Source organism: Candidatus Ancaeobacter aquaticus (assembly GCA_030765405.1).
Lineage (GTDB): Bacteria > Auribacterota > Ancaeobacteria > Ancaeobacterales > Ancaeobacteraceae > Ancaeobacter > Ancaeobacter aquaticus.
In genome coordinates this window covers 16377-40017 of record JAVCCP010000018.1, presented here as the reverse complement: position 1 = coordinate 40017, position 23641 = coordinate 16377, and the positions used below count along the sequence as shown (strand labels likewise).

The 23641-nt window shown below is 38.6% G+C and carries 26 protein-coding genes; 10 read left to right on the top strand and 16 right to left on the bottom strand.

What is annotated here, in order from left to right; translation table 11 throughout:
* The first annotated feature begins 131 nt into the window (after window positions 1-131).
* Window positions 132-650, top strand: coding sequence for a hypothetical protein (locus P9M13_02015; GenBank protein MDP8262065.1), 519 nt, complete (start codon window positions 132-134; stop codon window positions 648-650).
* A gap of 41 nt (window positions 651-691) precedes the next feature.
* On the opposite strand, the gene P9M13_02010 is transcribed toward P9M13_02015, so the two are convergent.
* The 5 genes from P9M13_02010 to greA form a co-directional block, all read right to left on the bottom strand.
* On the bottom strand, window positions 692-1780 hold the full coding sequence (locus P9M13_02010) for a hypothetical protein (protein MDP8262064.1): 1089 nt from the start codon (window positions 1778-1780) through the stop codon (window positions 692-694).
* 37 nt (window positions 1781-1817) lie between these two features.
* A complete protein-coding gene (locus P9M13_02005; GenBank protein ID MDP8262063.1) occupies window positions 1818-2468 on the bottom strand; it encodes a DnaJ domain-containing protein in 651 nt (216 codons plus the stop codon).
* Between the two features lie 73 nt (window positions 2469-2541).
* Window positions 2542-2862 (bottom strand): alpha/beta hydrolase, encoded by a 321-nt coding sequence (locus tag P9M13_02000; GenBank protein MDP8262062.1) that lies wholly within the window; start codon window positions 2860-2862, stop codon window positions 2542-2544.
* A gap of 70 nt (window positions 2863-2932) precedes the next feature.
* Window positions 2933-4408 carry an FAD-dependent thymidylate synthase gene (locus P9M13_01995; protein ID MDP8262061.1) on the bottom strand — a complete coding sequence of 492 codons (1476 nt, stop codon included), beginning with the start codon at window positions 4406-4408 and terminating at the stop codon, window positions 2933-2935.
* Window positions 4409-4410: 2 nt separating this feature from the next.
* Entirely contained in the window at window positions 4411-4896 is a 486-nt protein-coding gene (greA, locus tag P9M13_01990) for a transcription elongation factor GreA (protein ID MDP8262060.1), read from the bottom strand.
* An 84-nt stretch (window positions 4897-4980) separates the two neighbouring features.
* On the opposite strand from greA, the gene P9M13_01985 reads away from it, so the two are divergent.
* The gene (locus P9M13_01985; protein ID MDP8262059.1) at window positions 4981-5241 is read left to right on the top strand and encodes a hypothetical protein; all 261 of its coding nucleotides are present in this window, start codon (window positions 4981-4983) and stop codon (window positions 5239-5241) included.
* Entirely contained in the window at window positions 5228-5593 is a 366-nt protein-coding gene (locus P9M13_01980; GenBank protein ID MDP8262058.1) for a metallopeptidase family protein, read from the top strand. The genes P9M13_01985 and P9M13_01980 overlap by 14 nt, the downstream gene beginning before the upstream one ends.
* A gap of 4 nt (window positions 5594-5597) precedes the next feature.
* Here P9M13_01980 and P9M13_01975 read toward each other — a convergent pair whose 3' ends face one another.
* Window positions 5598-7352 carry a glycogen/starch/alpha-glucan phosphorylase gene (locus tag P9M13_01975; protein MDP8262057.1) on the bottom strand — a complete coding sequence of 585 codons (1755 nt, stop codon included), beginning with the start codon at window positions 7350-7352 and terminating at the stop codon, window positions 5598-5600.
* A gap of 138 nt (window positions 7353-7490) precedes the next feature.
* Here P9M13_01975 and P9M13_01970 point away from each other — a divergent pair, with 138 nt between their 5' ends.
* Window positions 7491-8978 (top strand): hypothetical protein, encoded by a 1488-nt coding sequence (locus P9M13_01970; GenBank protein MDP8262056.1) that lies wholly within the window; start codon window positions 7491-7493, stop codon window positions 8976-8978.
* A 159-nt stretch (window positions 8979-9137) separates the two neighbouring features.
* On the opposite strand, the gene P9M13_01965 is transcribed toward P9M13_01970, so the two are convergent.
* Complete coding sequence (locus P9M13_01965) at window positions 9138-10091, bottom strand: FecR domain-containing protein (GenBank protein MDP8262055.1); 954 nt, start codon at window positions 10089-10091, stop codon at window positions 9138-9140.
* A gap of 81 nt (window positions 10092-10172) precedes the next feature.
* Between P9M13_01965 and P9M13_01960 the strand changes: the two genes are divergently transcribed.
* Window positions 10173-10751 carry a ferritin family protein gene (locus P9M13_01960; protein ID MDP8262054.1) on the top strand — a complete coding sequence of 193 codons (579 nt, stop codon included), beginning with the start codon at window positions 10173-10175 and terminating at the stop codon, window positions 10749-10751.
* A gap of 68 nt (window positions 10752-10819) precedes the next feature.
* Here the strand turns inward: P9M13_01960 and P9M13_01955 are convergent, their stop codons facing one another.
* The 4 genes from P9M13_01955 to P9M13_01940 are packed head-to-tail and all read right to left on the bottom strand — an operon-like array spanning window position 10820 to window position 14925.
* The gene (locus tag P9M13_01955; protein ID MDP8262053.1) at window positions 10820-12019 is read right to left on the bottom strand and encodes a class I SAM-dependent rRNA methyltransferase; all 1200 of its coding nucleotides are present in this window, start codon (window positions 12017-12019) and stop codon (window positions 10820-10822) included.
* An 11-nt stretch (window positions 12020-12030) separates the two neighbouring features.
* Window positions 12031-12678 carry an RluA family pseudouridine synthase gene (locus P9M13_01950; GenBank protein ID MDP8262052.1) on the bottom strand — a complete coding sequence of 216 codons (648 nt, stop codon included), beginning with the start codon at window positions 12676-12678 and terminating at the stop codon, window positions 12031-12033.
* 46 nt (window positions 12679-12724) lie between these two features.
* Window positions 12725-14404 carry a 5'-nucleotidase C-terminal domain-containing protein gene (locus P9M13_01945; GenBank protein MDP8262051.1) on the bottom strand — a complete coding sequence of 560 codons (1680 nt, stop codon included), beginning with the start codon at window positions 14402-14404 and terminating at the stop codon, window positions 12725-12727.
* Window positions 14401-14925 carry a DUF2062 domain-containing protein gene (locus P9M13_01940; protein MDP8262050.1) on the bottom strand — a complete coding sequence of 175 codons (525 nt, stop codon included), beginning with the start codon at window positions 14923-14925 and terminating at the stop codon, window positions 14401-14403. Before P9M13_01940 ends, P9M13_01945 begins: the two co-directional genes overlap by 4 nt.
* A gap of 134 nt (window positions 14926-15059) precedes the next feature.
* Here P9M13_01940 and P9M13_01935 point away from each other — a divergent pair, with 134 nt between their 5' ends.
* Together P9M13_01935 and P9M13_01930 are read left to right on the top strand one after the other, a co-directional pair.
* Window positions 15060-15608 (top strand): TIGR00730 family Rossman fold protein, encoded by a 549-nt coding sequence (locus P9M13_01935; GenBank protein ID MDP8262049.1) that lies wholly within the window; start codon window positions 15060-15062, stop codon window positions 15606-15608.
* Window positions 15608-16873, top strand: coding sequence for an MFS transporter (locus tag P9M13_01930; GenBank protein ID MDP8262048.1), 1266 nt, complete (start codon window positions 15608-15610; stop codon window positions 16871-16873). The genes P9M13_01935 and P9M13_01930 overlap by 1 nt, the downstream gene beginning before the upstream one ends.
* Window positions 16874-16876: 3 nt before the next feature.
* Here the strand turns inward: P9M13_01930 and P9M13_01925 are convergent, their stop codons facing one another.
* Window positions 16877-17464: a general secretion pathway protein GspB gene (locus tag P9M13_01925; protein MDP8262047.1), complete on the bottom strand. Its 588-nt coding sequence runs from the start codon at window positions 17462-17464 to the stop codon at window positions 16877-16879.
* A gap of 32 nt (window positions 17465-17496) precedes the next feature.
* Window positions 17497-18369 (bottom strand): AAA family ATPase, encoded by an 873-nt coding sequence (locus P9M13_01920; GenBank protein MDP8262046.1) that lies wholly within the window; start codon window positions 18367-18369, stop codon window positions 17497-17499.
* Window positions 18370-18514: 145 nt separating this feature from the next.
* Between P9M13_01920 and P9M13_01915 the strand changes: the two genes are divergently transcribed.
* Entirely contained in the window at window positions 18515-19219 is a 705-nt protein-coding gene (locus P9M13_01915) for a BON domain-containing protein (protein MDP8262045.1), read from the top strand.
* Between the two features lie 58 nt (window positions 19220-19277).
* Here the strand turns inward: P9M13_01915 and P9M13_01910 are convergent, their stop codons facing one another.
* Window positions 19278-19538, bottom strand: coding sequence for an SWIB/MDM2 domain-containing protein (locus P9M13_01910; protein ID MDP8262044.1), 261 nt, complete (start codon window positions 19536-19538; stop codon window positions 19278-19280).
* 187 nt (window positions 19539-19725) lie between these two features.
* On the opposite strand from P9M13_01910, the gene P9M13_01905 reads away from it, so the two are divergent.
* Complete coding sequence (locus tag P9M13_01905; GenBank protein ID MDP8262043.1) at window positions 19726-20787, top strand: hypothetical protein; 1062 nt, start codon at window positions 19726-19728, stop codon at window positions 20785-20787.
* Between the two features lie 6 nt (window positions 20788-20793).
* Window positions 20794-21816 (top strand): hypothetical protein, encoded by a 1023-nt coding sequence (locus tag P9M13_01900; GenBank protein MDP8262042.1) that lies wholly within the window; start codon window positions 20794-20796, stop codon window positions 21814-21816.
* 1 nt (window position 21817) lies between these two features.
* On the opposite strand, the gene P9M13_01895 is transcribed toward P9M13_01900, so the two are convergent.
* Both P9M13_01895 and lsrF read right to left on the bottom strand, forming a co-directional pair.
* On the bottom strand, window positions 21818-22759 hold the full coding sequence (locus P9M13_01895) for a DUF368 domain-containing protein (GenBank protein MDP8262041.1): 942 nt from the start codon (window positions 22757-22759) through the stop codon (window positions 21818-21820).
* 23 nt (window positions 22760-22782) lie between these two features.
* Complete coding sequence (gene lsrF / locus P9M13_01890; protein ID MDP8262040.1) at window positions 22783-23598, bottom strand: 3-hydroxy-5-phosphonooxypentane-2,4-dione thiolase; 816 nt, start codon at window positions 23596-23598, stop codon at window positions 22783-22785.
* Window positions 23599-23641 lie beyond the last annotated feature (43 nt).

Sequence of the window (23641 nt, the reverse complement as noted above, 5' to 3'; positions counted from 1 at the left end):
CAAAATATACTACTATAATAATAAGAATTCCCCTTATTTATTCACTACATATTATTATTCTTTATAATGCCTTTGTCGTATGATATTATATGCGGTTCTAACCATCATATACCTATAAAAGGAGGGGAGATATGAAAATCACAATGTTTATTGTTTCTACTGCGCTTTTTGTTTTTCTTGCGACATGCGGACACGCAGAAGTAAAAGAAAATCCGTGGATGAAGGCAACAAAAGGCAGCTGGGCAAAACATAAGAACACCACTCAAACAAAAGTTGCAGGACAAGCGTTTAATACTGAAAACACGACGACCACAACCTTGCTTGATAAAGACGAAAACGGTGCAACCCTATCAATCAAAACACAGATGGGCAGTACAAAAACAGAAAACAAAATGAAAGTACCTGCAACAAGCGATTATTCAAAGATGGGTATGGACGTTAAAATCAAAGAAGTCGGCAAAGAAACAATTACTGTCGCTGGCAAAAGCTATGATTGTACCGTAAGTGAAACAATACTCAATTTTGGTGGTAAAGAGACTATCACTACCACATGGACATGCGACAAAGTGCCTTCAGGAACAGTTAAAGCAGTTACAAAAAACGATATGATGAACTCAACAATAGAGCTTGTTGAGTATGAAGTGAAGTAGGAGAATTCTCACCGCCCCGATAAATCGGGGCGGTGTTTTTTTTACTTTTTTACTGCACGTTTGTTCCAGATATTATTTGCTCGTTTAATCTCATTGCCTTCTATCTGAACCTGAATAAATATCTTTTTCTTATCAATGGTATGCTTTAAATACTTTCCGATCGATATCTTAATTTCCTTATGAGGCGGTATCCTTTTCTGGAGCCGTAATTGTCTCGTCTGAGGTTTTCCTTCGATCTTGATTATCATTTTTATCTGTTCGCCGTATTTTTTAGCAGGCGCTGGCACAGCCCCCTCATTTTTCAGGGTAACAACAACCTCATAATGAGCTCCTTCTCCTAAATGACGGGCACTAACATCAGCAATGGCAATATCAGGCAGCTTGTTCTTAAAAGGCTTTGCCTTTTTTGCGATTTTTTTAGGAGTCTCTTTTTTTGTCGGAATCTTTTTTTCCTTCTTCTCAATTACCTTTTCTGTTTCTTGCACAACATCTTCTTTTGGCTTCTTTTTCACAATAGGTTTTGCAATTGTGTCTTCTTGAATATTTTCAAATTTCACATCTTCGCTAACGATAACTTCCGGTGCTTGCGGTTTTTCAATCTCTTCGACTTGAACAACTGGCGCTACTTCTTTCTCTTCTTTTGGCTTCTCTTCAAGAATAGGCTCTGGTATTGATTGAGGAATTGCCTGCTTTACTTCTTCAATCTGTGGGCTTAACTCTTCCTTTTTCTCCTGCACAACTTCTTTTAAAGGATCAATTTCTTTGGGTTCGCTTGCCGCGAATGTCTCAGGAGCTATTTTATCTTCAGCGTCTTGGCGCGCAGCTTTTGAGTCATCTTCTTTTTCTATCTCTTTTATTTCTTCTCCGGCACTTTTTGAAAGTTCCTCTTTAGTTGGGACCGGCAACACATCCTTGGAATATATAATCTCTTCTTCAAAAGAGGGCAGAGATTTTTCAGCATCTTCGGCATCTTGTTCAGACCATATAGCCCCACCAACATCTATGACATTCTCATTTTGTACCTTCGGTACATTTTTATTTGATATCTCTTCTTCGCAATAGCTTTGCGGCACTACACAACATACAAAACCATATATAACACAACACGCAAATATGTTTTTAATTTTCATTTACTTCTCCTTCGGCCCGTTACAAACAATATAGCCGTTATACTTTTTGTATTATTAAAATAATATCTCCATGATGATTACAGTAGGGACACTCTTTACCTTCTCTGGATAAACGCAGTTTCTGGCCGTCTTTACATCCCTTGGGAATCTTTACGGTAAAGGCCTTGCCACCGGGTATCTTTATTTTTATCTTGCCGCCTTCTTCAGCTCTTTTACTATCGAGTTTTATTTTAACTTTTATATCAGTATTGGTTGTCTTTGGTGCTGTTGTTTCATATTGACACCCCGCACCTTGTCCGGGAGACGCTTGTTGATACCCGCCGCCGCCAAAGATATCACCAAAGATATCACCAAACATTGAGTATTGGCTATTTGCGCGTCTACTAGACTTTTTTCCGCCGGAATACTGGTGCAGTAAATCTTCAAAATCAAAACCCTGTGCCCCGGCAAAATTACCTGAATAACCGCCGCCATATTTACGCATTGTATCATATTCCTGACGGCGCTTCTTATCACTCAACACGTAATAAGCCTCAGATATTTCTTTAAATTTCTCTTCGGCTTCTTTTCCCTTGTTGGGATTTTTATCGGGATGATATTTTACCGCAAGCTTCCGATATATCTTTTTTATTTCAGCATCAGATGTGTTTTCTGATACCCCAAGAATTTTATAATAGTCTTTTTGCATACTCACTCCATTTTCCTTATACTACCACCACTATTTTTCTCTTGTAAAACATTTTATTAAAAAATAGTGTTTATCAAAGATTCTTCTCAAAAAATTGCACTATACGCCGCTGATATTCCGAGCTCTGTGAAAGCTGCCCATGCTCCCCCGCTTCAATAACCCATGATTGTGCACGCGGTTGTGTGCGCAAGAGTTTCTCTGCATGTAAAGCAGGGATCTGACTGTCTTTCTCGCTATGAATAATAAAAATTGGTATATCTTTTTCAGCAATGCTCCTAGCAGGTGATTGCTTTGACAGGTCAATTTTTAAAAATATCTTTGTATACCATTGGGGCAGATATGCAAGCGGATACTTTAATGGCCCCATTTTCGCGTATATTGTATCAAGAAGCATGCGCATATCCGCGTATGATGACTGAAAGCATTGTATCCTGAAAGTGGTTCTCAATTGTAATCTTTATTTTTTAGATACTGCGCGGCTCTTTACCATACACTTCTTGGTACCGCTCAGTATATTTATCCTTACCGCACGACAGAAGCATGGTTAGTGGCGCCACTTTTCTCACTTCTTCAGTCATTACTGAAGCAACTTCTCGTATATCCCATTGTGCATGCTGGTCATCACGTAATCGCGCGACATGATAGAGTTCTCTCGCATTAGCGGTAAACAATACTCTTCTTCTGTGGGCATTTGTTAGAACATATGGCGCCGCGTGAGGAATATCTTTTGCTATTTTATCGTATACCTCTGCGCTTTTATGGACCATATCCAGAAAAGAAGATTCCATCCCGATTTCTTTAATTGATGGGGGTATCGTTACACCCAGTGAAGGGTCGTAAGGCTGAGTTGTCAGCGTTGCCATACGATGACGTTTAAGCTGCCCAAAACACGCAGCGGAAACAATAAGGTCATACACATAATTCGAGTGTTCATATTCTCTTAAAACTGTGTCATAAAATGCCATGTGCTTACAGGATGTCTTAACAACACCCTCTTTTTCTTGATCACTCATCTTCTGGGCAATATCCATGCAACGAGAAAAACTGATTTGTGCACTTGTATGCATAAGTGCAGCTACTGTTATGTTATCAGCATTATGCGGATACTCGCAAAGAGTGACAAGATTCTCTGAGGGGTTACTATCTGTATTGCCTTGTAAAAATGGCTTCACATACGAGGACACTTCACTATACGTTTTCTGGTCATATTCATTTGCTTCATGAAATAGAATAATTGAAGGCGCAATTTTTTCCACTAAATCATAGTAGTATTTTCCGAGCATCTGCACTTCCTTTAGTGGATGCGAGGAAAAACGTCTTAAGAGAAGCTCAAGATTACGTGCATTAATTGTCTGCCCTAACTGTCCCGTGTTTGCAAGCGGTGTAATATAGCGTGCGTCTTCCTTCGCCCATCCCTCAAGTAAAGAATGGTTTTTTTTGTCTTCAGCTAATTCTGCATACTTTTTAAATACATGATCCTTAAGTTTCTCGTAAAGTATCTGATAAAAATTATTGAGTTCTTTTGTGCACTCAACATATAGGGCTTCATGGGGCGAGCCTTTGATTTCTTCCGGAACAGTATACGCTCCATCTAACGTAATATATCGTTGTGATTTCTCTGTATATGAACATAGTCTGAATTTTTCAACCTCTTCAATCGCAAAACGCGAAACACCTATAATATCAAAATTAAATACCGCGTGTTCCGCAACAGAATGATGTCCCATCTTAAAAATGATGTTTTTATTTGATTTGCGCGATTTTTCAACCTCTGAGCGTGATAATGCACGTAGCTCGTTAACCGGTTTTGGGCTTCTGCTGATACGAGCATACGCAGCAGACAATGTTTCCGGTGTCATTCTGCTATGATCGAGCGTACCGTTATTAAGTGATTTTAATGTTTCTACATCAACATTAAAACCCGCGAGCAATAATTCCATAACTACTCCTTTTTCTTATACGTATCAATGTTCAGTACTTTCAGCGTGCGTTTTCCTTCAGGCACATTAATTTCTACAAGGTCCCCTACCTTTTTCGTTATCATACCGCGGGCAAGGGGGCTTTTATATGATATTACATCGTTTCCGAATTCCGCGTCACCGGGACCAAGTATCGAATAGATTACTTCTTTATCGCTATCCATGTCATGAAAAGTAACTATTGTCCCAACCGAAATGATAATGCCCTTAATTGGTAAGTCTTCAATAAACTGAACATTTTCTAAATCTGCAGACAATTCACGAATTTTATTTTGTATCATCTCAAGTTTTTGTTTTGCGTATTCGTAGCCAGCATTTTCGCTCAAATCGCCCTGTTCAGCAGCTTCAAGTTTTTCCTTACTAATTTCAGGCAATTCCTTTTCTCTTAAATTTATCAGTTTCTCCTGTAGTTTCTGGTGTGATTCACGCGTCATATAATTCTTATCCATACAATTCTCCTTTTCCTCTCCTTTTTCACATCGCTAAATTATAGCAGAAATGTTAGAATTATTAACAAAAAAAGGAGTAAAACGATGAAATATGTTATTCCGGCAGCCGTAACAGTAAAAATCTCTATCCCTGCAAGTCACCTCCAAAACAATGTAAGTAACTTTGTAGTAGATGTTGAGCTCGTAACAGATGCGAGTAATACTGAGGAAGCTTTAATAAACGCCACAAACCATCTAGAAAAAGATTTTTTAAAACGTATAAAAATTGAACTCAAAAATTATAGCATCAGTAGAAAGCCCATACCACTCAAAAAAAAGAAAGACACACCAAATGAAGCAGAATGAGTTTGAAAAACTTGTCCAAACAGCGTTAAGTGATATTCCCGATGAATTCATGAATGCACTTGAAAATATCGCTATTACGGTCGAAGATGAGCCAAAAAGAGATATTGCCATAAAATTGGGACTAGCCGAAAACGATATACTTCTTGGCTTATATCAAGGAATACCGCTAAAAAAACGTTCAACCTGGTACGGAAATGTCATGCCTGACAAAATAACGCTATTCAAAAAATCTATCGAACGACTATACAAAACACCCGAGGCCATTAAAAAAGCTGTTCGCAAAACAGTTATTCATGAAATTGCACATTACTTTGGGATTGGAGACGCACGTCTTAAGGAACTTGGAATCTGAGAGTTTAATGCACTAAATGCACTTTTGTGTCACTTTTTCTATCAATCACCTTATCGCAGAATTCCAGCATTTCTTTTGCCACTTTTCGAACATCAATCTTATTATGCTGAGCTAACGCATTTTTGATAAAAGATGCTCTGAGCGATTGGTCATCATATACAAACTTAAACTCTGTCAAAGCATGAAGAAGAGACTCAGGTGTAGGGCTGTCGTCAAAATAGGTAACTTCAAAACCATTTGCATTTTTTTGTGTATCATCAGGATCATAATAGTTAACCGATTCAGGGACTGCGCCATCCGGTGTTGCGATGATCATAGCACCGTTCATTTGCGCCTTCATAAAACCGGTTGCAGCTGCTTCTTTCCCTCTGTCAGAAATCATAATAGCCGCATCAATTCCCGGAAATATTTTAGGTGCTTCCCATATATTAAAATTATCAAGTATTATTACTCTCCCCTCAAGCTCAGGATATTTTTGAATAACATCAAGAAGTTCAAATACTAACCTGTCAGAAAGCGTGTCCTGCTGATGTATTCTTCCGCCAACTATCATGCATATATCAAGATCAATAAATCGTTTCCGCCACAGGTCGTTTTGCACAATCTCTCTTAAAAGATCGAGCCTCTTGTAACCGGTAACTCTTCTCATCCACATAATAATAGGTCTTTTTTTCTTGTCTTCTCTCCACTGGGAATCAAACTTATACCGTAACCATAACCAATTAACGAACAAATGTTTTTCTTCTTCTTTTACCGCAAGCAATTGGTCGTCTGAAAGATTTTTATATCCCTTAAATGCTTTTGCCTGCCAAATAGCGGAACTTACACCATTGGTAATCGTTTCAATCTTATCGGCATATTTTTGCAAAGTAGGCATTTGCCTCATAACATCACCATGAATTTTACTAACACCGTATACTCCATCGGAGACATCAATAATCATTTGGGTAATATCAATTTTCTGCGGATTATTCTTATATGAATCGAGTTTTTTATACATCTTTGGATTAAATTTAAGCATCTCAAGATTTTCCTGTGTCCATACTGGGTGAGCATATTCAAGCGGTGTATGATCATTAAATATATATTTCGTCTTTGCAAAACGTGACGACTCTGAGTATGCATCTTTCACAAGATCATGTTTGGCAAATATTGTCGGGGTTTCACTTAAAATAGTAATATCAGGCGATACATTCAGTTTTTCGAGTAAGGCTAAAGAACCTCTTCCGAGAAGCCAGCTTTGTTTTAGCCGCATAGTATTAGCCCATTGATCGGGATACTGGGTATCAGGCGGCGCATCGAAACCACCGGGATAAACGATCATACCGACATCTGCTTGATCAAGAAAATACACTTTTGCTTTACCGTATGTTGCTTTCCATACAGCACAGGTTACATCAGTTCCATCAAACATCTTTATGGTTAAATCGTCCGGTAGCTTCTTTAATGTCCTTGCGATATACTCGCCTGCCTTAACCTTATCGAGATAAAACTGTCCCCAAGCATGCCATCTTTGAAGCCATACTTTTTCGTAAAGCAGCGTCACGCCTATTACGTCCGCACCTTCATCAGCCTGAGCAATTATTCTTTCGCGTAAAAGTGGGCCTATTCCACCAACTGATGTAGACATTCCTGAGCTAATAGCACCGTAAAAACTGATTTCTTCAGCTATAGTGTCCAAGATCTTCGGGGTGAGCGAAATTTCCATCGCAACTTCGACTATTACCCGTTTATCTTTGTTCGTAGCATTTTCCTTCATTTTTTGTCCTTATTAAGGGTTACTATAATTGTTTTAAGCTAAAATACAAGGAAAATATTCTTTATGCAATGTATATTATATTTTGTATTTCGTACATTTTTCATTCCTAAAAGCACTGAAACATATTAGAGTATATATATGCGCATAATACATTTTCTTTTCAATGACTTTGCTTTCTGTATACGCAGACTTTGCACGATACTCGTAATCTCCTTGCTCCTGTTCCCGCACACTATTTATGCTGACACATCAGCTGCGATAGCCACTGCAAATATCCCTGTTTCAATGGGAACCATCGAAGCAATTCATAAGGGAAGTTCTTCAAAAACAGCATATATAATCGTGTACTCTCCTGAAAACATCACTCGTAACGGCATGTGCGCTAAATCAGCACAATGGATTTCTCACAAAATACTTAAAAAGAATCCATATGTATTTGCCTTTTACACAAAAGAAAACCACTCTTTTAAAGATACATTGTCGGGAAGAAACACACTCAGTATCGATCTTAATGCTATACTCTCCGGCAGAAATGAACTCTCTGAACGCACGAAACTATTGGAAGATGTTTCTCGCTACAAAAAAACCATTTCTCGCATACAGACACTCACAGAAACCATACAAAAAGAATATCTTCCCAACACATTACAAAAACTTCATAGTAAAACGCGTGATTATTCCCGCAACCTTATTACTGACCATGATTATGCGTATTTTTTAGGATCCCTTGCTGTCGACGAAAAAATACCATTAAAAAATTATCCCGCAATTTACCACACCCTAAAAGAAGCGAAGCTAAAAGAAAACATTGAGCTCGACAGAGTGAATGAAGACATAGCTCGTCTTATGTCTCTATTGGAAAAAAGACTTACTCGCAAAGAGCTCTCATCTCTTCTTGATGCTGAATCAGTGTATAAAAAAGGTGAAATAACTCCATTTGCATACTTTTCTCAATTAAAAGAAATAACATTCTCACTGGACATATCACTCAAGAGATATGCCTACCTCTATAGTTATATTGAATATCTTACATTTGCTCAAGAAACCCGTGTTCTTTCAATACATAAAGAGTTGCATGCATTACACAACGATTTACTCGACACCATTCTCTCCCGTGAAAAACCAGCTATTCGCATGATAGAAGCACGTACTCAAACACTCAAATTTTTTTGTGCACTATTCACTCTTAATCCACCACACAGTAATTGGCAGTTTTATACAGAAAACAAATCTCTTTTTGATTCCAGAAAACTTGCATATTTTCTTAGAAAAGAATCCCGCGCACTCCTAGAAAGACCTTCTCTTTCGATAAACGATGTAATGGCTATTACAATGATGGATCACTCATATATTGATATGAAAAAAATATTTGTGCTGCTTCCTGATGTGTCAGGATATCTGGGGGCGGCGCTTGAGGAAGAACGATTACTTATGCACTCTGTAATTAACACAATGAATGAAAGGAAAATTAAGAACTCTATCATTATAGTTGATAGCAGTTTTTTGGATGAAACGTGTCGTGCATTCGCTCAAAACAGCTTTTCATATATTGTGCTGTATCCGGCACACCCAAAACCAAAACGCAGCGGGCTCTTTCCCTCTACCATGATCTTGAAAAGTAGATAAATGCCTTCGGCGCATTCTATATAGCATTTAGCGTATAGTTAAATAATCAAAAAATCATACGCTTCTTCAAAATGTGTGATTCTGTGCACAAAAAAGCGCCCCTCAACATGAGGGGCGCCTGTAGTGTTAACTTAAATGTAAATTTTTAACTTATTACCGTCAGGGACATCGACCACCACTCTTATCATCACCGCTTGGCGGTCTGGTGACATCTGGCGGCCTCGAACTACCGATCTGATCAGCTCTCGAACCGGAACCAATATTTCTATCCGACGAAGGATCTACATACCCTTGCGAATATGCCGGACCGCTTTTAGCTGTATCATAGACTGGTCTTCCGCTTCCTTTTTTCTTGGGAGCATGAATGCTTGTTCTCAATATCTTGAATGCACCGCCATGAAGATCTCTGAAATCTCTAATATTCACCTCTAAAATCCTCATCAGCTCTCTACCTCTGTTGCGGTCAATATCTGACAAAGGTTCAAGAAATACCGGTGTATCTGGCTGTTCAAGAACTTTTGCTTTTTCACCTTCAGGTATCAACGCCCGCAAATGGTCATCCATAGAAAGGCCCAGAACACCCATTTCGCCTTCATGTACATAAACAATCGTTGCATCTATCATGACTTGCATTTCTGGACGCGTACCTCTAACACCAGCAATCGCATGCGGTGTTTCAAATTGAAATTTTTCGCCCGGTTTTACTTTGTCAAGTATGGCAAATACTTTTCCTTTTTTGATATTTATCTTTACTTCTTCTTCCGGAGTTACGATTGCTTCGGTTTTTTCCTCTATAAGCACTGATTTACCGAGACTCGGCGTATAGGCAACCTGCACTGACGAGTCCTTATCCGTTACGAACTTTGTCCCGTTGGGAACAATTCGTCCTTCTTTAGCTTCGATAACAGAACCGGAAGGCATAGTCATTGTAACATTACCTGATACGGCAATAATACCGGCTTCACCTTTTTCAAGAGACCGCTCTTGACTATCTGCTGCATCAACAGCTTCATTATAAAAACTTGTTTTCGCATCGGTCTTTTTTGTTTCCTCGGTTGCAACACAACCAAACATTAACGGTACTAATACAAATAACAATAACCATTTTTTCATAATTTTACCTTTATTTCCTTTCGCTTATATTATACTATATGGATTCTAATTTTTCACTAGAAAAGATAATAGGAGGTTTTTATGGCTACATCTTTAAAAGGAACGCAAACTGAGAAGAACCTGCTTGCAGCATTTGCCGGTGAATCACAGGCACGTAACAGATACACCTACTTTGCAAGCACTGCAAAAAAAGAAGGCTACGAACAGATTGCGGCGATCTTACTTGAAACAGCTGAAAATGAGAAAGAACACGCAAAATTGTTCTTCAAACACTTAGAAGGCGGCGACGTAGAAATCACTGCGACATATCCTGCAGGACAAATTCTCGATACAAAAAGCAATCTCGAAGCTGCAGCGGCAGGTGAAAAGATGGAATGGACAGCAATTTATACCAATTTTGCTCAAACCGCAAAAGATGAGGGCTTTGACGATGTTGCCAACACCTTCACTCAAATAGCAAAAGTAGAAAAATACCATGAAGAGAGATATAGAAAACTGATTGCATGCATAGAAAACAATGCTATCTTTAAAAGAACTCCTTCTGCAAAATGGCATTGCAGAAACTGTGGGCTTGTTTTAGAGAATGAAACAGCGCCAAATCAATGTCCTGCATGTAAACATCCACAAGCATATTTCGAAATACTTGCTGAGAATTACTAGTCTTACATACGTAGAATAAAGAATATTTAATATAAAAAAACGAGGAATAATTAATATTCCTCGTTTTTTTATACGCTTTCAATCCTCATAATAGCAAATTTTAAATATTTTCCTTCTGGATATGTATTGCTGACATAAAAATCGCTGCTTTGAGTACCCAAACACACAATTGTCCCTTTCTTTCCTACATCGCGCGCAGACGCCAGCAGCAGTTTTTCAAACCAGTTCTGACTTAAATCATGCAAATTAAGCGCACATGCCAATAACCCGCCATTACTGACAAGCATGCTCGCCTGTTTGCACAATGGGCCATAATCCTTTTCAGCTTGAAATACTCCTTTTTTACCCCGTGAAAATGAAGGAGGATCAATAACAATAACATCAAATTCTTTTTTTTGTCGTATATACTTAGCAAGAACGCTATGCACATCATCGGCAATGAACTTACTGTTTTCTAAGCCAATATTGTTTATTTCACAATTCTTTTTGCTTATATCCAGTGCTTTTTTTGATAAATCAACATTCACTAGTGCCCTTGCTCCGCTCACTGCGGCATATACCGAAAAACTCGAAGTATAAGAAAATGTATTCAACACTGATTTACTGGCGCAGTAGCGCTGCAAAGCTTTTCGATTATCTTTCATATCCAGATACAGGCCTGTTTTAGCCCCTTCTTTCATGCTGACAAAAAATATAATGCCGTTTTCTATAACCTGAAAAAATTCGGGGGCTTCCTCTCCCCATACAAGATCTGTAGGGTGTATCTTTTTCTCTGCACAGGGATATATCTTTGACCGCGTAATTCGTGAAACAGAATATATTCCTTTTACCTTAATCTCTGATTGTAACGCGTCCACGATACAGTCCAAAAATGACTCTATCCCGTGAGAAAAAAATGATATAAGCACATATTCACCGTACACATCTATCGCAAGACCGCTTATTCCATCTCCTTCCTCATTAAAGATACGGTATACATCAGTATCTTCTGCATGAAGATATCTTTTTCTTCGCTTTAACGCTTCTTTTAACTTTACATTGAAATATTCCTGATCAATGCATTCATTCCTGCGCGTGAGAACCCTTACCGGATAAAGCGAATCTTTCTCATAATAACCTCTGCCAATAAACTTGTTATCCTCGCAACATATATCGACTATCGTTCCGGAAAGATATGTGTTCGGTTTTATAATGGCATCTTTATGAATAAGTGGATACTTGCTATGGATTGTATGTTCGGCTTGTTTTTTAATACGTACAGAATACATGTATCACCATTTTAGAAAGGAACTATAATTTTTCTTTGCAAAAGAAACTGTTTCATGTCGCTCGGCAACGGTTGTGTAAATGTAACATACTTTTTTGTCATAGGGTGCTGAAAAGATATACGGTAAGCATGGAGCGCCGTCCTCTTAAACCGCACATGATAATCCCGCGCAAACGCAAACTTTCTTTCACCTAAAATAGGATACCCTATCATTTTAAAATGTATGCGTATTTGATTTGTTCTTCCCGTGACCGGCTCAGCCTCAACAACACTAAAGTCAGATGCTTTATGCACAATATAATATCGTGTAATAGATTCTTTTCCTTCTATGCGGTAATCGACGGTTGCTCGGTCCTTCTTTGGCGTTCCATTGATAAAGGCAATATATTTTTTTGTTATACGCCTTTCTTTAAAAACGTCCATCATGGCATCACGAACAGTCTTACCTTTTGCATACACAATAATGCCTGATGTATCACGATCAAGCCTATGACACGGGTAGAGTTTTGTTTGGGTGCGAGCACGGCTCTTTTGCTCATTAAGAAAGTTTGTGAGCGTTTCTTTCTCACCCTTAGGCGTTGGAACAACCAAAAGCCCGGAAGGTTTGTTTGCAACAACAATAAAATCGTCCTCAAATACAATGTCTATTTTCTTTTTCACTCATTCACGCTATGGGTTGCGACCAAGTAATATGACTAACCCTTTGTTATTCATGCGTTATTGTTATCCTGCCATCTAGCTTTGGATTAATGTTTTTCTTTTCATTAATGTGCTGCTGCAAGACGGTTCTTAGGTCAACATATGTTTTTATGGCAGACTTGTTTTTAAGCATATAATAACTATCCCCGCCACCAGCCATATAAGACCCCACAACAACATCATAAAGCTTATTATTTTTTAGCGGGACATATATGTTCTTTTTGTTTTTACACAACACATTACTAACCCTTTTACCGTTACTCTTTATACCAACAGCATTGCCTTCATTATCAATAGTTAACCTTAGTGGCTCATTGCCTGGATTATAGGTATACTTCAATCCTGAAGGATGCAAAAATCTGCCATTATATCTTTCGACTTCAGATACACCTAACTCTAATATATCCTTTATTTCTGCGCCACTGAGCTTAATATTCACTACAGTATTGTTAAAAGGGAAGAATTCAAGCATCGTATCATTAAACATCGTTCCCTTTAGATACACCTTATCACCTCGTAAAGCCCCGCCATTTATCAATGCAATATCAGCTTTAAAACGTTTCCTCATTATGTCAGCAACGAAGTTTCCTAAATTTGATTCTTGCGATCGAATCACTTTACGTCGCGCATCTAAATCACACATTGTTTTTCCAACTGTAAAATCCTGAGGGACCTTATCCTTGAAACGTTTTGTGATTGTTTCAACAGCGTCGTCTCCTGAGTATGTACTATCCATATCTATAACACGCCATGAGTGGCGCACAATTTTTCCATTATCAATAAAAAGATCGAGTCTCCCTAAAACACGTGATTTTTCGCCAGACTCAACAATAATGGTCTTATCGTGAACACTTTTATTGACAACCACTTCTTTATCAGTTGGAAGCAACGTATGCGAATGCCCGCCGCATATAACATCAATTCCTGACACTCGGCGTGCTAATTCAAGATCAAGATCAAAGCCAATATGCGTAAGAGCAACAATTATATTAACGTTCTCAACATGAATAAGATACCCCGCATATTCGTCTGCAACGTCAAAAATGTTAATATCAACCTTTATCGGATCTTCTATGGTTGTAATTTGCCTCACATCAGGCGTCATGAGGCCAATAAAACCTATGCGCACACCATCAATTTCTGTTACCCAATACTTTTTGATCTTTTCAAAAAGTGTTGTCCCTCTAAAATCCATATTGGTAACAATAATGGGGAACTGAGCCTCTTTGACAGCCTTAACATATTTTCCTATTCCATAATCAAACTCATGATTACCAGGTGTAACAACACTATACTGCAAGGCATTCATGACGCCGTAGGTAACCTCACCGTGAAATAAATTATAGTATTTACCCATCAGGTCATCACCCGAAGAAACGAGAAGAACACGATTTGGGTTTTCTTTTCTGATTACATCAACAGCTTGAGCTATTCTATTGAGTCCTCCTACAGTACATATTTTTTCTGTATCACCTGTCTTTTTTTTCACAACAAATGGTTCTAGCTGACTTTCCATATCAGCAGTGGTAAGCAATACAATATGTGTCTCGGCTGCACGTCCTTGCGAAATAAAAATGATACCACTGGTAACAACTACCGCGATAAGCTTCACGGTTCCATTAAAAAGCCTTGTTATTTTTAATATTCTCATAAGGTACATTCCTTTTTTATTCTCGGATAACATCATACCAATTTATCCTCGAGCGGAACATGCTGCGCATTGTTCTTTTGCATTTTCTTCCGCTTTCTTTTCTCTTTCATTTTTCTAAAGTTAGTTATTGCGCCATAACTTACAATATATGCGCCAATGCCAATAATTGCAGACACTATACATAACCCGAGCATCAAGGGAAGCAGTACATTAAAAAAACTTTCTTGCATAAGATCAGAAAAACTAAAATTTTCCCTAAGACCATTTACATTCTTTTTAAGCTCTTGAAAACCAATACCGCAAATCGCTGAGCCTATTTTCATAGCAGGAATCAACACAACCAAACTAATCCATGTATTAACTACGATACACCCTAAAAGTGCTGCTGCTTTATTAGCTCTGAGTATAAACGCAAGTATGAGCGAGAAGATAGGGCCCGCACCAGGTAATACACCGCTAAATATGCCGCTAAATATGCCGAGTGCTATTCGATGCGGCGTATCGTGTATTCGCAATATTTTTAAATAAAAGTACTGTAATGACCTTTTAATATTCATGCACACTCCATATTATTATTGCGATAGTATACCATAAACACTTTTCTAATATAAAGACTCTTTATTAACCCATAATGTTCTCTCCATTATTTTATTACATAAACATTTTGGGGTTGTGATATACTCCAACTATTATGAAATCAATTTGTGTTTACTGTTCATCAAGTGATGCTTTGCCCGACATTTATTATACCGAAGCCGCCCGTTTAGGAAAACTCCTTGCAGGGGCAGGGTATCGATTAATATATGGGGGTGGAAGTATCGGGCTTATGGGTGTTCTTGGCCAGACAACACAAAAACATAACGGCAAAATTACCGGTATCATCCCCAAGCATCTTGCAAAAAAAGGGATCATGTACGAACATGCTGAAGAAATGATCGAAACACATAATCTGCGTGACAGAAAAGAACTCATGGAACAAAAAGCACATGCTTTTATTGCGCTTCCAGGCGGCATCGGCACTCTTGAAGAAATAGCCGAGATCATTACTTTAAGACAGTTGCACTGTCACTCAAAACCTATTGCTATTATTAACACAAATAATTTTTATCATGATCTTCTCAAACACCTCAACCGCTGTTATAAAGAAAATTTTATGCATGAAGGAGACCGCCAGTTGTATTATGTCGCAAATAACTCTCAAGAAGCACTCACATATATCTCAGAACGTATAGAACGATAATGAACTTAAAATGGGCATCAGCGTTTAGAGCGCTTCAATATAAAAACTTTCAGCTGTATTTTGGCGGCCAAGCAGTGTCTCTTATTGGAACATGGATGCAGACAACTGCGTTGTCTTGGCTTGTGTATCGCATGACACATTCACCTTTTCTTATGGGTTTTACTACCTTTATCACCCTTATTCCCTCATTTATTCTCGGCACATTGGGCGGCGTCATTGCTGACAGGCATAACCGACACAAGCTTGTTCTCATAACACAAGTGTTGGAAATGGTACAAGCATTCATATTTGCGTATTTTATACTGTCTGGCCATATTACCCTTCCATACATATTCTTATTTGCCGGCCTCCTCGGCGCGATCCACGCCTTTGATATGCCTGCTCGACAGTCATTTATTGTTGAAATTGTCCCTCAATCGTCTCTCCCAAGCGCAATTGCCCTTAATTCATCTCTCTTTAATGCCGGGCGTATTATTGGTCCATCTTTAGCGGGAATATTGATCGCCTTTTCAAGCGAAGGTTATTGTTTTTTAATAAACGGCATAACATATCTTTTTGTCGTAATTGCCCTTATAAAAATACGTACGAAAAAGAAAAAAACCGTAAAACACGCAACAACACACTTTGAGTCACTTCTTGAAGGATTACGTTATGCCTTTGGCACACCACACACGCGGTGGGTACTTATACTTCTTTCCGTCTCGGTTTTTTGCGGCACACCGTATCTGACATTTATGCCTATTTACGCCAATGACATTTTACACCGTGGAGCAGAAGGATTAGGAATACTGATGGGCGTATCGGGTATAGGCGCCTTTTTAGGTGGAATTTTTCTTGGCGGTAAAAAAGGTGTTCGAGGGTTGGCAACATTGATAGGGATTTCTATCTCCGGTTTCGGTGTAAGCATGATGCTTTTTGCGTATGCAACACACTTTATTGTGTCGTGCATTTTTATCTTCTCAATTGGTTTTTGTATGCTTGCAGGTCTTGTCTCGAGCAATCTACTTTTACAGCTTCATGTACCCGACAAACTCCGCGGAAGATTAATGTCGATTTACGCAACAACCATAGTGGGCATAATGCCAATCGGCAGCCTTCTTTCAGGTATTGTCGCACGGTATGTAGGAGTAGAAATAGTTACCTTTATTGGTGGGCTGTTTGCAGCCATCGCCGGTATATGTTTTCTGCTAAAGGCACCTAAAGGCGCTCAAGATATCCCGATAACACTCGAAGAATACGAAGAAGCAATAGGCATGGAACAATAAACTTTACTCCCTCACCAAAACATATTCTTGATCTTGAAAAAGTATTGTTACTGAAGATTTGTTAATTTCCTTAATGGTAACGTCTTCACTGACTGTATCACCTACGGATAATATTTTGCCGTTTATAATGGCAAGAGATGAACTTTCATCCCATATAATACCTGAAAGTTCTAGCGCTGGAAGAGCATTATCTTCCTGAGCAAGCACCTCAACGTGAATGGCCATCTCATCTGCGGGTGCTTCAACGGGAATCTGCTTTTTGGTGATGCCAATTTCTTCAACTTGTATATCTAAAGACTGGGGGTTTTTGTCATTTTGTGTAGGTAATGGTATAGTTTGCTGCACATCTGCAATGATCGGTTTGACTTTTCGGGCAAGACTTGTTAAGACATCAACTGAACGGGTATTATCATGGAAATAATATGCGCCTGCAACGCACCCTGCTACAACGAAAACAATCACAAAAAGAAATATTCTCGGTTTCTTTTTCTGTACAGGCAGCACAATGGGCTTATCTACTGAGGGTTCCTTGTTTTGAGTTTCGCGTACGTCTTTTTCTGCTTTCGTCAATGCTTCATAGATAAGACTCATTCACTACTTCTCCCGGCATTCTTCACAGACACTTAAACAGTCATAGCGGTTGGTTCTTCGATTCGATCATTCTCCACGGAAGAATCCGTGCTCTGTTCATTTTCAGCTCCACTCATTTCATGAATAGCCCTTAAAACAATTTTCTCGGATATTTCTTTCGTCTCTTCTAAAAATCCGGCCATAAGTGCATAATCGCTTAAAACATTTATCATGCGTGGAACACCTTTAGAATATTCATAAATAACCGAAAGTGCTCTATCGGTAAACACAACTTCATGCCCTCCGGCAACTCGTATTCTGTGGGTAATATATAATTTTGTTTCTTCTACATTCAGTGGAGGTATATGATAGCGCACACTTATTCGCTGATTTAACTGTAGCAATTTAGGAGATGTGATTTTTTGTCTAAATTCCGGCTGGCCAACCAAGATAATCTGGATCAGTTTATCTTTTTCCGTCTCAAGATTCGAGATCATTCTGATTTGCTCAATAACGGGTAACCGCAAGTTCTGGCACTCATCGATCATCAAGACAACATTTTTATTCTGTTTTCTCTGAGAAATAAGAAAATCACCCAAAACATTTAAGAGATCTGCTCTTGTTTTTGCATTTGTTTCAATAGAAAAATCGTCTATTATTGTCTTCAATAGTCCCGTTTCTGATAAATAGGGATTAAAGACAACAGCAACATTTATTTTCTCGTTCAGTTCCTTGAGAAGCGCTCGACACAAGGTCGTCTTTCCGGCACCGACCTCACCGGTAAGCAATATAAAGCCTTTTCGCTCATTAATGCCGTAGAGAAGACTGCGCATTGCCATCTGGTGATGTTTGGAAAGATACAAAAAATGCGTATCAGGTGTTAAATTGAAAGGATTTTCCTTAAAATTGTAAAATGAAAGATACATAGCTTCATTATAAAGCTCCCCACCTGCTCTGCCAACATAATTTTATTAAATAATTGAAGAATGTTCGAAAAAAGGCAATAATATCCTTGATGTTGTCTTATTACTTAAAGCTTACAGCTTATAGCTTAAAAATGAGGAGTTTTTTATGACTTATATACTTAGGATCGTTTCTGTTCTTGCTGTATTGTTTGTGTGTGGACAATCTTTACACGCTGACGAGCTACAAGATAAAAAGCTTACACAACGGCTCGTAAACACTATTTCCGGCGACTACGATGTAAACGACCTTTTCTTTAAAATTAAAGTAATTGATGGAAAAGCCATCCTGAGTGGTCGAGCTCTTTCTGAAGAAGATAAAGAACGTGCGGAAAAAATTGCACTCGAAATAAAAGGAATTAAAGATGTTCAAAACAACTTGGAAGTGAAACCCCTGACAAAAGATGACATTAGTACCTTAGGCACTATGAAAGAAAGGACACAAGCAGGTCTATCAAACACGGTATATCCTGATGAATCTATCGGTGATAAAGATTTTCCGACGTATTTAGAAAAAATTGAATTGGAATCGGAAAAAAACTATAATCGTGACTTAATGAACATGGAGCATTCGCTTAATAAAAATATACGCGCTGGTTACTCGGATAGAGAAATAAAAATGCACGTCGAAGACGCCATACGGCGAGCACCTTTACGCGGACGTGCTGACAACATCACGGTCCTGGTACAAAATGGATATGTATCGCTCTATGGGACGGTTGGCAATGTCATGGATCAACAGACAATACGAGATGCAGCAGCAAGCGTTCCTGGTGTAAAAGGTATTAGCGACAGCACAAACCTCAACAGATAAAAAAAGGGGAAGCATATTAAAAATGCTTCCCCTTTTTTCTTACAACTCAAGAGATGTCTTACTTTTTTAGGTGTCCTGCAACCAATTTTGTCATTTCAAACATATTTACTTGCTTCTTGCCATCAAAAACTTTTAAAAGCTTATCGTCTGCATTGATGTTTCTTCTATTCTTGTCATCCTGAAGTTTATTTTCCTTAATATAAACCCACAAAGCTTTTGTTACCTCTGTTCTTGGAAGAGGCTTTGAACCAACAATCTCTGCTAATGCATCATCAGGTTGTAGCGGTTTCATAAAAGCGGCATTAGGTTTTTTTGCCATGAAATCCCCCTTTCTTTAGTTATATGGTAAATGTTTGCTATGCCTCTCGCGGCATACATACGTACTTTCAATCTATATAGTAGCAGAAAGCATTGATTTTGCAAAACCTTTTTATTCTTTTTTACCCTATGATTAAAACGCAATAAATATGACATTTACTCACTGTCCGTGGTATTATACAGATGATATGAATACACAAGCCACACATGAACATTTTACACCACTACAGGAAGTTGATCCACTTTCTGAGTTTCTTTCAAAAGAAGAGGAACAATCACTATTAGCGCTGCGCATATCTGACTTACAACTGAAAATCGAAGGATCAACAATTGAACCCTTTATAAAGAAGTTACTTAATGAAACCGCTTCAAAAGGGATCAAGTTTATCCCCCCATTTTATCTTGCTGATGAATGGGGTTGTCCAAATGAAATACCCGCTATCGCAATCCCGTTTTACCTTGTTGACAAGAAACTATCTCGCTTAGAGGTTAAAGCCTTGAAGGAAATAGAAAATAACGATGACGAGGAGATATCACAAATACTTCGCCATGAAATGGGTCACGCGCTCAATTATGCATACAAACTTTACAATACACCCGAATGGAAAAAGACATTTGGTAACTTCTACCTGCCGTATAAAGAAGAATATAGACCAAACCCGTTCAGCAAGAAATTTGTAAAACATCTCACCAACTGGTACGCACAAAAACACCCGGATGATGATTTTGCTGAAACTTTTGCGGTATGGTTAACCCCAAAAGTTAACTGGCAAGAAGAATATAAAGGTTGGGGCGCATTGAAAAAACTTGAGTATGTTGACCGCGTAATTCCGACAATTAAAGATCTTCCACCTTTAGTATACCCGGATCTCAGTAAAGAAATCATGGTGCACGACCTCCACATCACACTGCGCGATTTTTTCAAAAAGAAGATCAAAGAATATGAAGATGAATTCCCTGATAGATTTGACATCGATTTAAAAGAAATATTTTCAGGATCAGAAACAAAAAAACATACGGGATCGGCTGTTCATTTTTTGAGAAACAACCAAAAACAACTCACAGATATTATCTCACACTGGACAGGTGAAAACAAATATGTCATTAAACCGTTATTTAAACATTTCATTGTGCGTACGCGTAAACTAAAACTGACATATCCATTGCAATCGGAAAATACCATACGAAACGAGATCGCTGTTTTTGCGACTGCACTCGTTATGAACTATTATCACACACATAAATTTTAGGGTGTTATGAGTAAAAATCGCATACTAATACTTCATGATGAAAGACCAAAACAGAAACCACCTGAAGAAAATCAGGAAATCTACAATCTTCACGTTGAAGAGGATGTCCGTGACGCTCTCACTCGCCTTGGATACCCATTCGAAACATTCGCTATTGATCATTCTATAAAAAACCTTATTGATAAGATTGAGTCTACCAAACCAGACCTCGTTATGATGCTTGCCGAATGCTTTGGCGGAAACAACGCTATGGAACCACATATTATCGCTATACTTGAAATGCTACGCGTCCCGTATACGGGCTCTAATATGTTTGCTATTTCCATTAACTGTAATAAGGGTATTCAAAAAAAGATCCTTTCTTACCACGGTATTAAAACTCCTGATTTTGTAACGTTCCCTCTCGGATCACGGATCTCTATACCCGAATCACTCGCTTTTCCACTCATAGTAAAACCGCTCGAAGAAGATTCTTCTATTGGTATCCATGATTGTTCTGTGGTTAAAAACTTGGATGCACTTACCGAACGAGTTAAATTTCTTTATACCAACCGCGAACAAGGTGCTGTTGTGGAAACATTTATTGATGGCCGCGAATTTTACGTTGGCATCTTAGGAAATAAAAATGTGCAGGTGCTACCTATTGTTGAGCTCGATCTTTCAGGCATTCCTGACGGAAAACCCAAAATCGCGAGCTTTCGTGTAAAATGGAATGTTGACTATAGAGAAAAGATGAATATCCAGTCAGTCTTCCCGAACAATCTTACCCCTGAAGAAACGCGAAAGATTCACGATACATGCATAAAAACATATAAAGTACTCGGGATACAAAACTACGGTAGAATAGATGTGCGCATGTCGGCTCATGATGGACAAATATACGTCTTGGAAGCAAATCCTAATCCTTGGATAGCAGAAGGGGAAGATCTCGCAAATGCAGCAGAAAAAGCTGGTATGAATTTTGACACATTCATATTAAAAATCATCGATTATGGACTTGCAAAAAAGAAAAAAACCGTTAACAAATGAATTATTCTTCAGTAATCTGTTTTGGGGTAGGCGTACTCAACTTTATCGCTACATAAAAACCTATCGCACACAAGATAACGGCATAAATAGTTTCGGCATTAATCTGGGGAGGTAAAATATTAACCTGTTCGATAGGTATAATTTTACCCTTACTGCTCGTTATTGACTCTAAGGTAACTTTCCACGGCCATATTTTTCTTAACGAACCCAGTACGAGTCCCGTAAGAAACGCTACGGTAACATCGTGTTTATGTGTTAATAACCAATGAATACCCCGCACAAAGACCAATACCCCAACCGCACAGCCAAAGGCAACAACTCCCAGACTAACAATATCACCGTCATTAATTGCATCGAGAATATACTGATATTTACCTATAAGAACAAGCATGAAGGCCCCTGATAAACCGGGTAGAATCATACTTACTGCAGCTATCATACCACTTAAAAATAAAAACCATAAAGTATCAGGAGTAGTGACCGGAACAAGGCCAACAAAGAAAAATGTGCCAACAGTTGCTAGAAGCAATGCTATCCCTGTCGGCACATTCCACTTCCTAACTCTTTTAGCAATAACTGGCCCCGTCGCAAGTATGAGACCGAAAAAAAATGCATACACCAACACCGGCTTGTTTTGCAACAACCAGCTCAAACCCCGAGACACACTGAGAATAGCTGTAAATACACCAAAAAACACTACAGCAAGAAAACGCCAAGGAATATGGTTAAATAACGCCTTTATCTTGAATGTAAAAAGAAGTTTCAGACAAGTTATGTCAAACGATTTTATTGCTTTAACTAAATCTTCATATATTCCAAATACAAAAGCAACGGTACCGCCGGAAACACCGGGAATAATGTTCGCTATCCCGATACAGCACCCTTTTAGCCAGAGCTTTATATAATCATATATTTTATTATTGCTCAGTTTTGAGTCAGGCATTTTTTACCGTAATTGGACGAGGTTTAATTCGACTCACATGCTTTATCAACTTTACATTTTTCTTCATTGAACAATTCTTCAGCATCTTTGACCGATGCTTTCTCATGCACGATACTCTTAATGGCTTTTATCATGGGAACAGGATATTTTGATTGCCATATGTTTCGTCCCATATCAACACCTTTAGCGCCAAGACCTATAGCGTCATGCGCCAATTTCAACGCATCCACATCCGTTTTTAGTTTTGGGCCGCCGGCAATAACAACAGGCACCGGACAGGTATTGATCACCTTCTCAAAATTTTCGCAGTAATACGTCTTCACAAAATGTGCCCCGAGTTCTGCTGCAATTCTACAACTCAGTGAAAGAAACCGCGCGTCTCTTTTTTCAAGCTCTTTACCGACTGCAGTAACGGCAAGAACCGGTATGCCATACTCTTGTCCTTGGTTTACAAGCTCGGATAGCCCCAACAATGTTTGATGTTCATACTTAGCCCCAACGTAGATTGAAAGAGCAATTGCAGAAACATTAAGCCTCACAGCGTCTTTAATTGATGTTGTGATTTTTTCATTTGAAAGATCTTCACCGGCAATACTATTTCCACCGGACACCCTCAAAACAATCGGCTTAGCATTTAATGGATCAATTGATGTTCTTATTGCTCCTCTGGTAATCATTAGCGCATCAGCATACGGAATAAGCGGCGTAATGGTATCACCCACATGCTCTAATCTACTTACCGCGCCAAGAAAATACCCGTGATCAGCTGCAAGCATAACGGTGTTACCAGATGCTGGTTGAAATATGTGTGCCAGTCTGTTTTTCATTCCCCAATCCATACCAACCTCCTTCGTAAAACGATTGACGAAAGATGATAGACGA

Excerpts from the sequence above, each read along its gene's own strand:
- P9M13_02015 (MDP8262065.1), top strand. The coding sequence starts at position 132 with ATGAAAATCACAATGTTTATTGTTTCTACTGCGCTTTTTGTTTTTCTT.
- P9M13_02010 (MDP8262064.1), bottom strand. The coding sequence starts at position 1,780 with ATGAAAATTAAAAACATATTTGCGTGTTGTGTTATATATGGTTTTGTA.
- P9M13_02005 (MDP8262063.1), bottom strand. The coding sequence starts at position 2,468 with ATGCAAAAAGACTATTATAAAATTCTTGGGGTATCAGAAAACACATCT.
- P9M13_02000 (MDP8262062.1), bottom strand. The coding sequence starts at position 2,862 with ATGCTTCTTGATACAATATACGCGAAAATGGGGCCATTAAAGTATCCG.
- P9M13_01995 (MDP8262061.1), bottom strand. The coding sequence starts at position 4,408 with ATGGAATTATTGCTCGCGGGTTTTAATGTTGATGTAGAAACATTAAAA.
- greA (MDP8262060.1), bottom strand. The coding sequence starts at position 4,896 with ATGGATAAGAATTATATGACGCGTGAATCACACCAGAAACTACAGGAG.
- P9M13_01985 (MDP8262059.1), top strand. The coding sequence starts at position 4,981 with ATGAAATATGTTATTCCGGCAGCCGTAACAGTAAAAATCTCTATCCCT.
- P9M13_01980 (MDP8262058.1), top strand. The coding sequence starts at position 5,228 with ATGAAGCAGAATGAGTTTGAAAAACTTGTCCAAACAGCGTTAAGTGAT.
- P9M13_01975 (MDP8262057.1), bottom strand. The coding sequence starts at position 7,352 with ATGAAGGAAAATGCTACGAACAAAGATAAACGGGTAATAGTCGAAGTT.
- P9M13_01970 (MDP8262056.1), top strand. The coding sequence starts at position 7,491 with ATGCGCATAATACATTTTCTTTTCAATGACTTTGCTTTCTGTATACGC.
- P9M13_01965 (MDP8262055.1), bottom strand. The coding sequence starts at position 10,091 with ATGAAAAAATGGTTATTGTTATTTGTATTAGTACCGTTAATGTTTGGT.
- P9M13_01960 (MDP8262054.1), top strand. The coding sequence starts at position 10,173 with ATGGCTACATCTTTAAAAGGAACGCAAACTGAGAAGAACCTGCTTGCA.
- P9M13_01955 (MDP8262053.1), bottom strand. The coding sequence starts at position 12,019 with ATGTATTCTGTACGTATTAAAAAACAAGCCGAACATACAATCCATAGC.
- P9M13_01945 (MDP8262051.1), bottom strand. The coding sequence starts at position 14,404 with ATGATGTTATCCGAGAATAAAAAAGGAATGTACCTTATGAGAATATTA.
- P9M13_01940 (MDP8262050.1), bottom strand. The coding sequence starts at position 14,925 with ATGAATATTAAAAGGTCATTACAGTACTTTTATTTAAAAATATTGCGA.
- P9M13_01935 (MDP8262049.1), top strand. The coding sequence starts at position 15,060 with ATGAAATCAATTTGTGTTTACTGTTCATCAAGTGATGCTTTGCCCGAC.
- P9M13_01930 (MDP8262048.1), top strand. The coding sequence starts at position 15,608 with ATGAACTTAAAATGGGCATCAGCGTTTAGAGCGCTTCAATATAAAAAC.
- P9M13_01925 (MDP8262047.1), bottom strand. The coding sequence starts at position 17,464 with ATGAGTCTTATCTATGAAGCATTGACGAAAGCAGAAAAAGACGTACGC.
- P9M13_01920 (MDP8262046.1), bottom strand. The coding sequence starts at position 18,369 with ATGTATCTTTCATTTTACAATTTTAAGGAAAATCCTTTCAATTTAACA.
- P9M13_01915 (MDP8262045.1), top strand. The coding sequence starts at position 18,515 with ATGACTTATATACTTAGGATCGTTTCTGTTCTTGCTGTATTGTTTGTG.
- P9M13_01910 (MDP8262044.1), bottom strand. The coding sequence starts at position 19,538 with ATGGCAAAAAAACCTAATGCCGCTTTTATGAAACCGCTACAACCTGAT.
- P9M13_01905 (MDP8262043.1), top strand. The coding sequence starts at position 19,726 with ATGAATACACAAGCCACACATGAACATTTTACACCACTACAGGAAGTT.
- P9M13_01900 (MDP8262042.1), top strand. The coding sequence starts at position 20,794 with ATGAGTAAAAATCGCATACTAATACTTCATGATGAAAGACCAAAACAG.
- P9M13_01895 (MDP8262041.1), bottom strand. The coding sequence starts at position 22,759 with ATGCCTGACTCAAAACTGAGCAATAATAAAATATATGATTATATAAAG.
- lsrF (MDP8262040.1), bottom strand. The coding sequence starts at position 23,598 with ATGGATTGGGGAATGAAAAACAGACTGGCACACATATTTCAACCAGCA.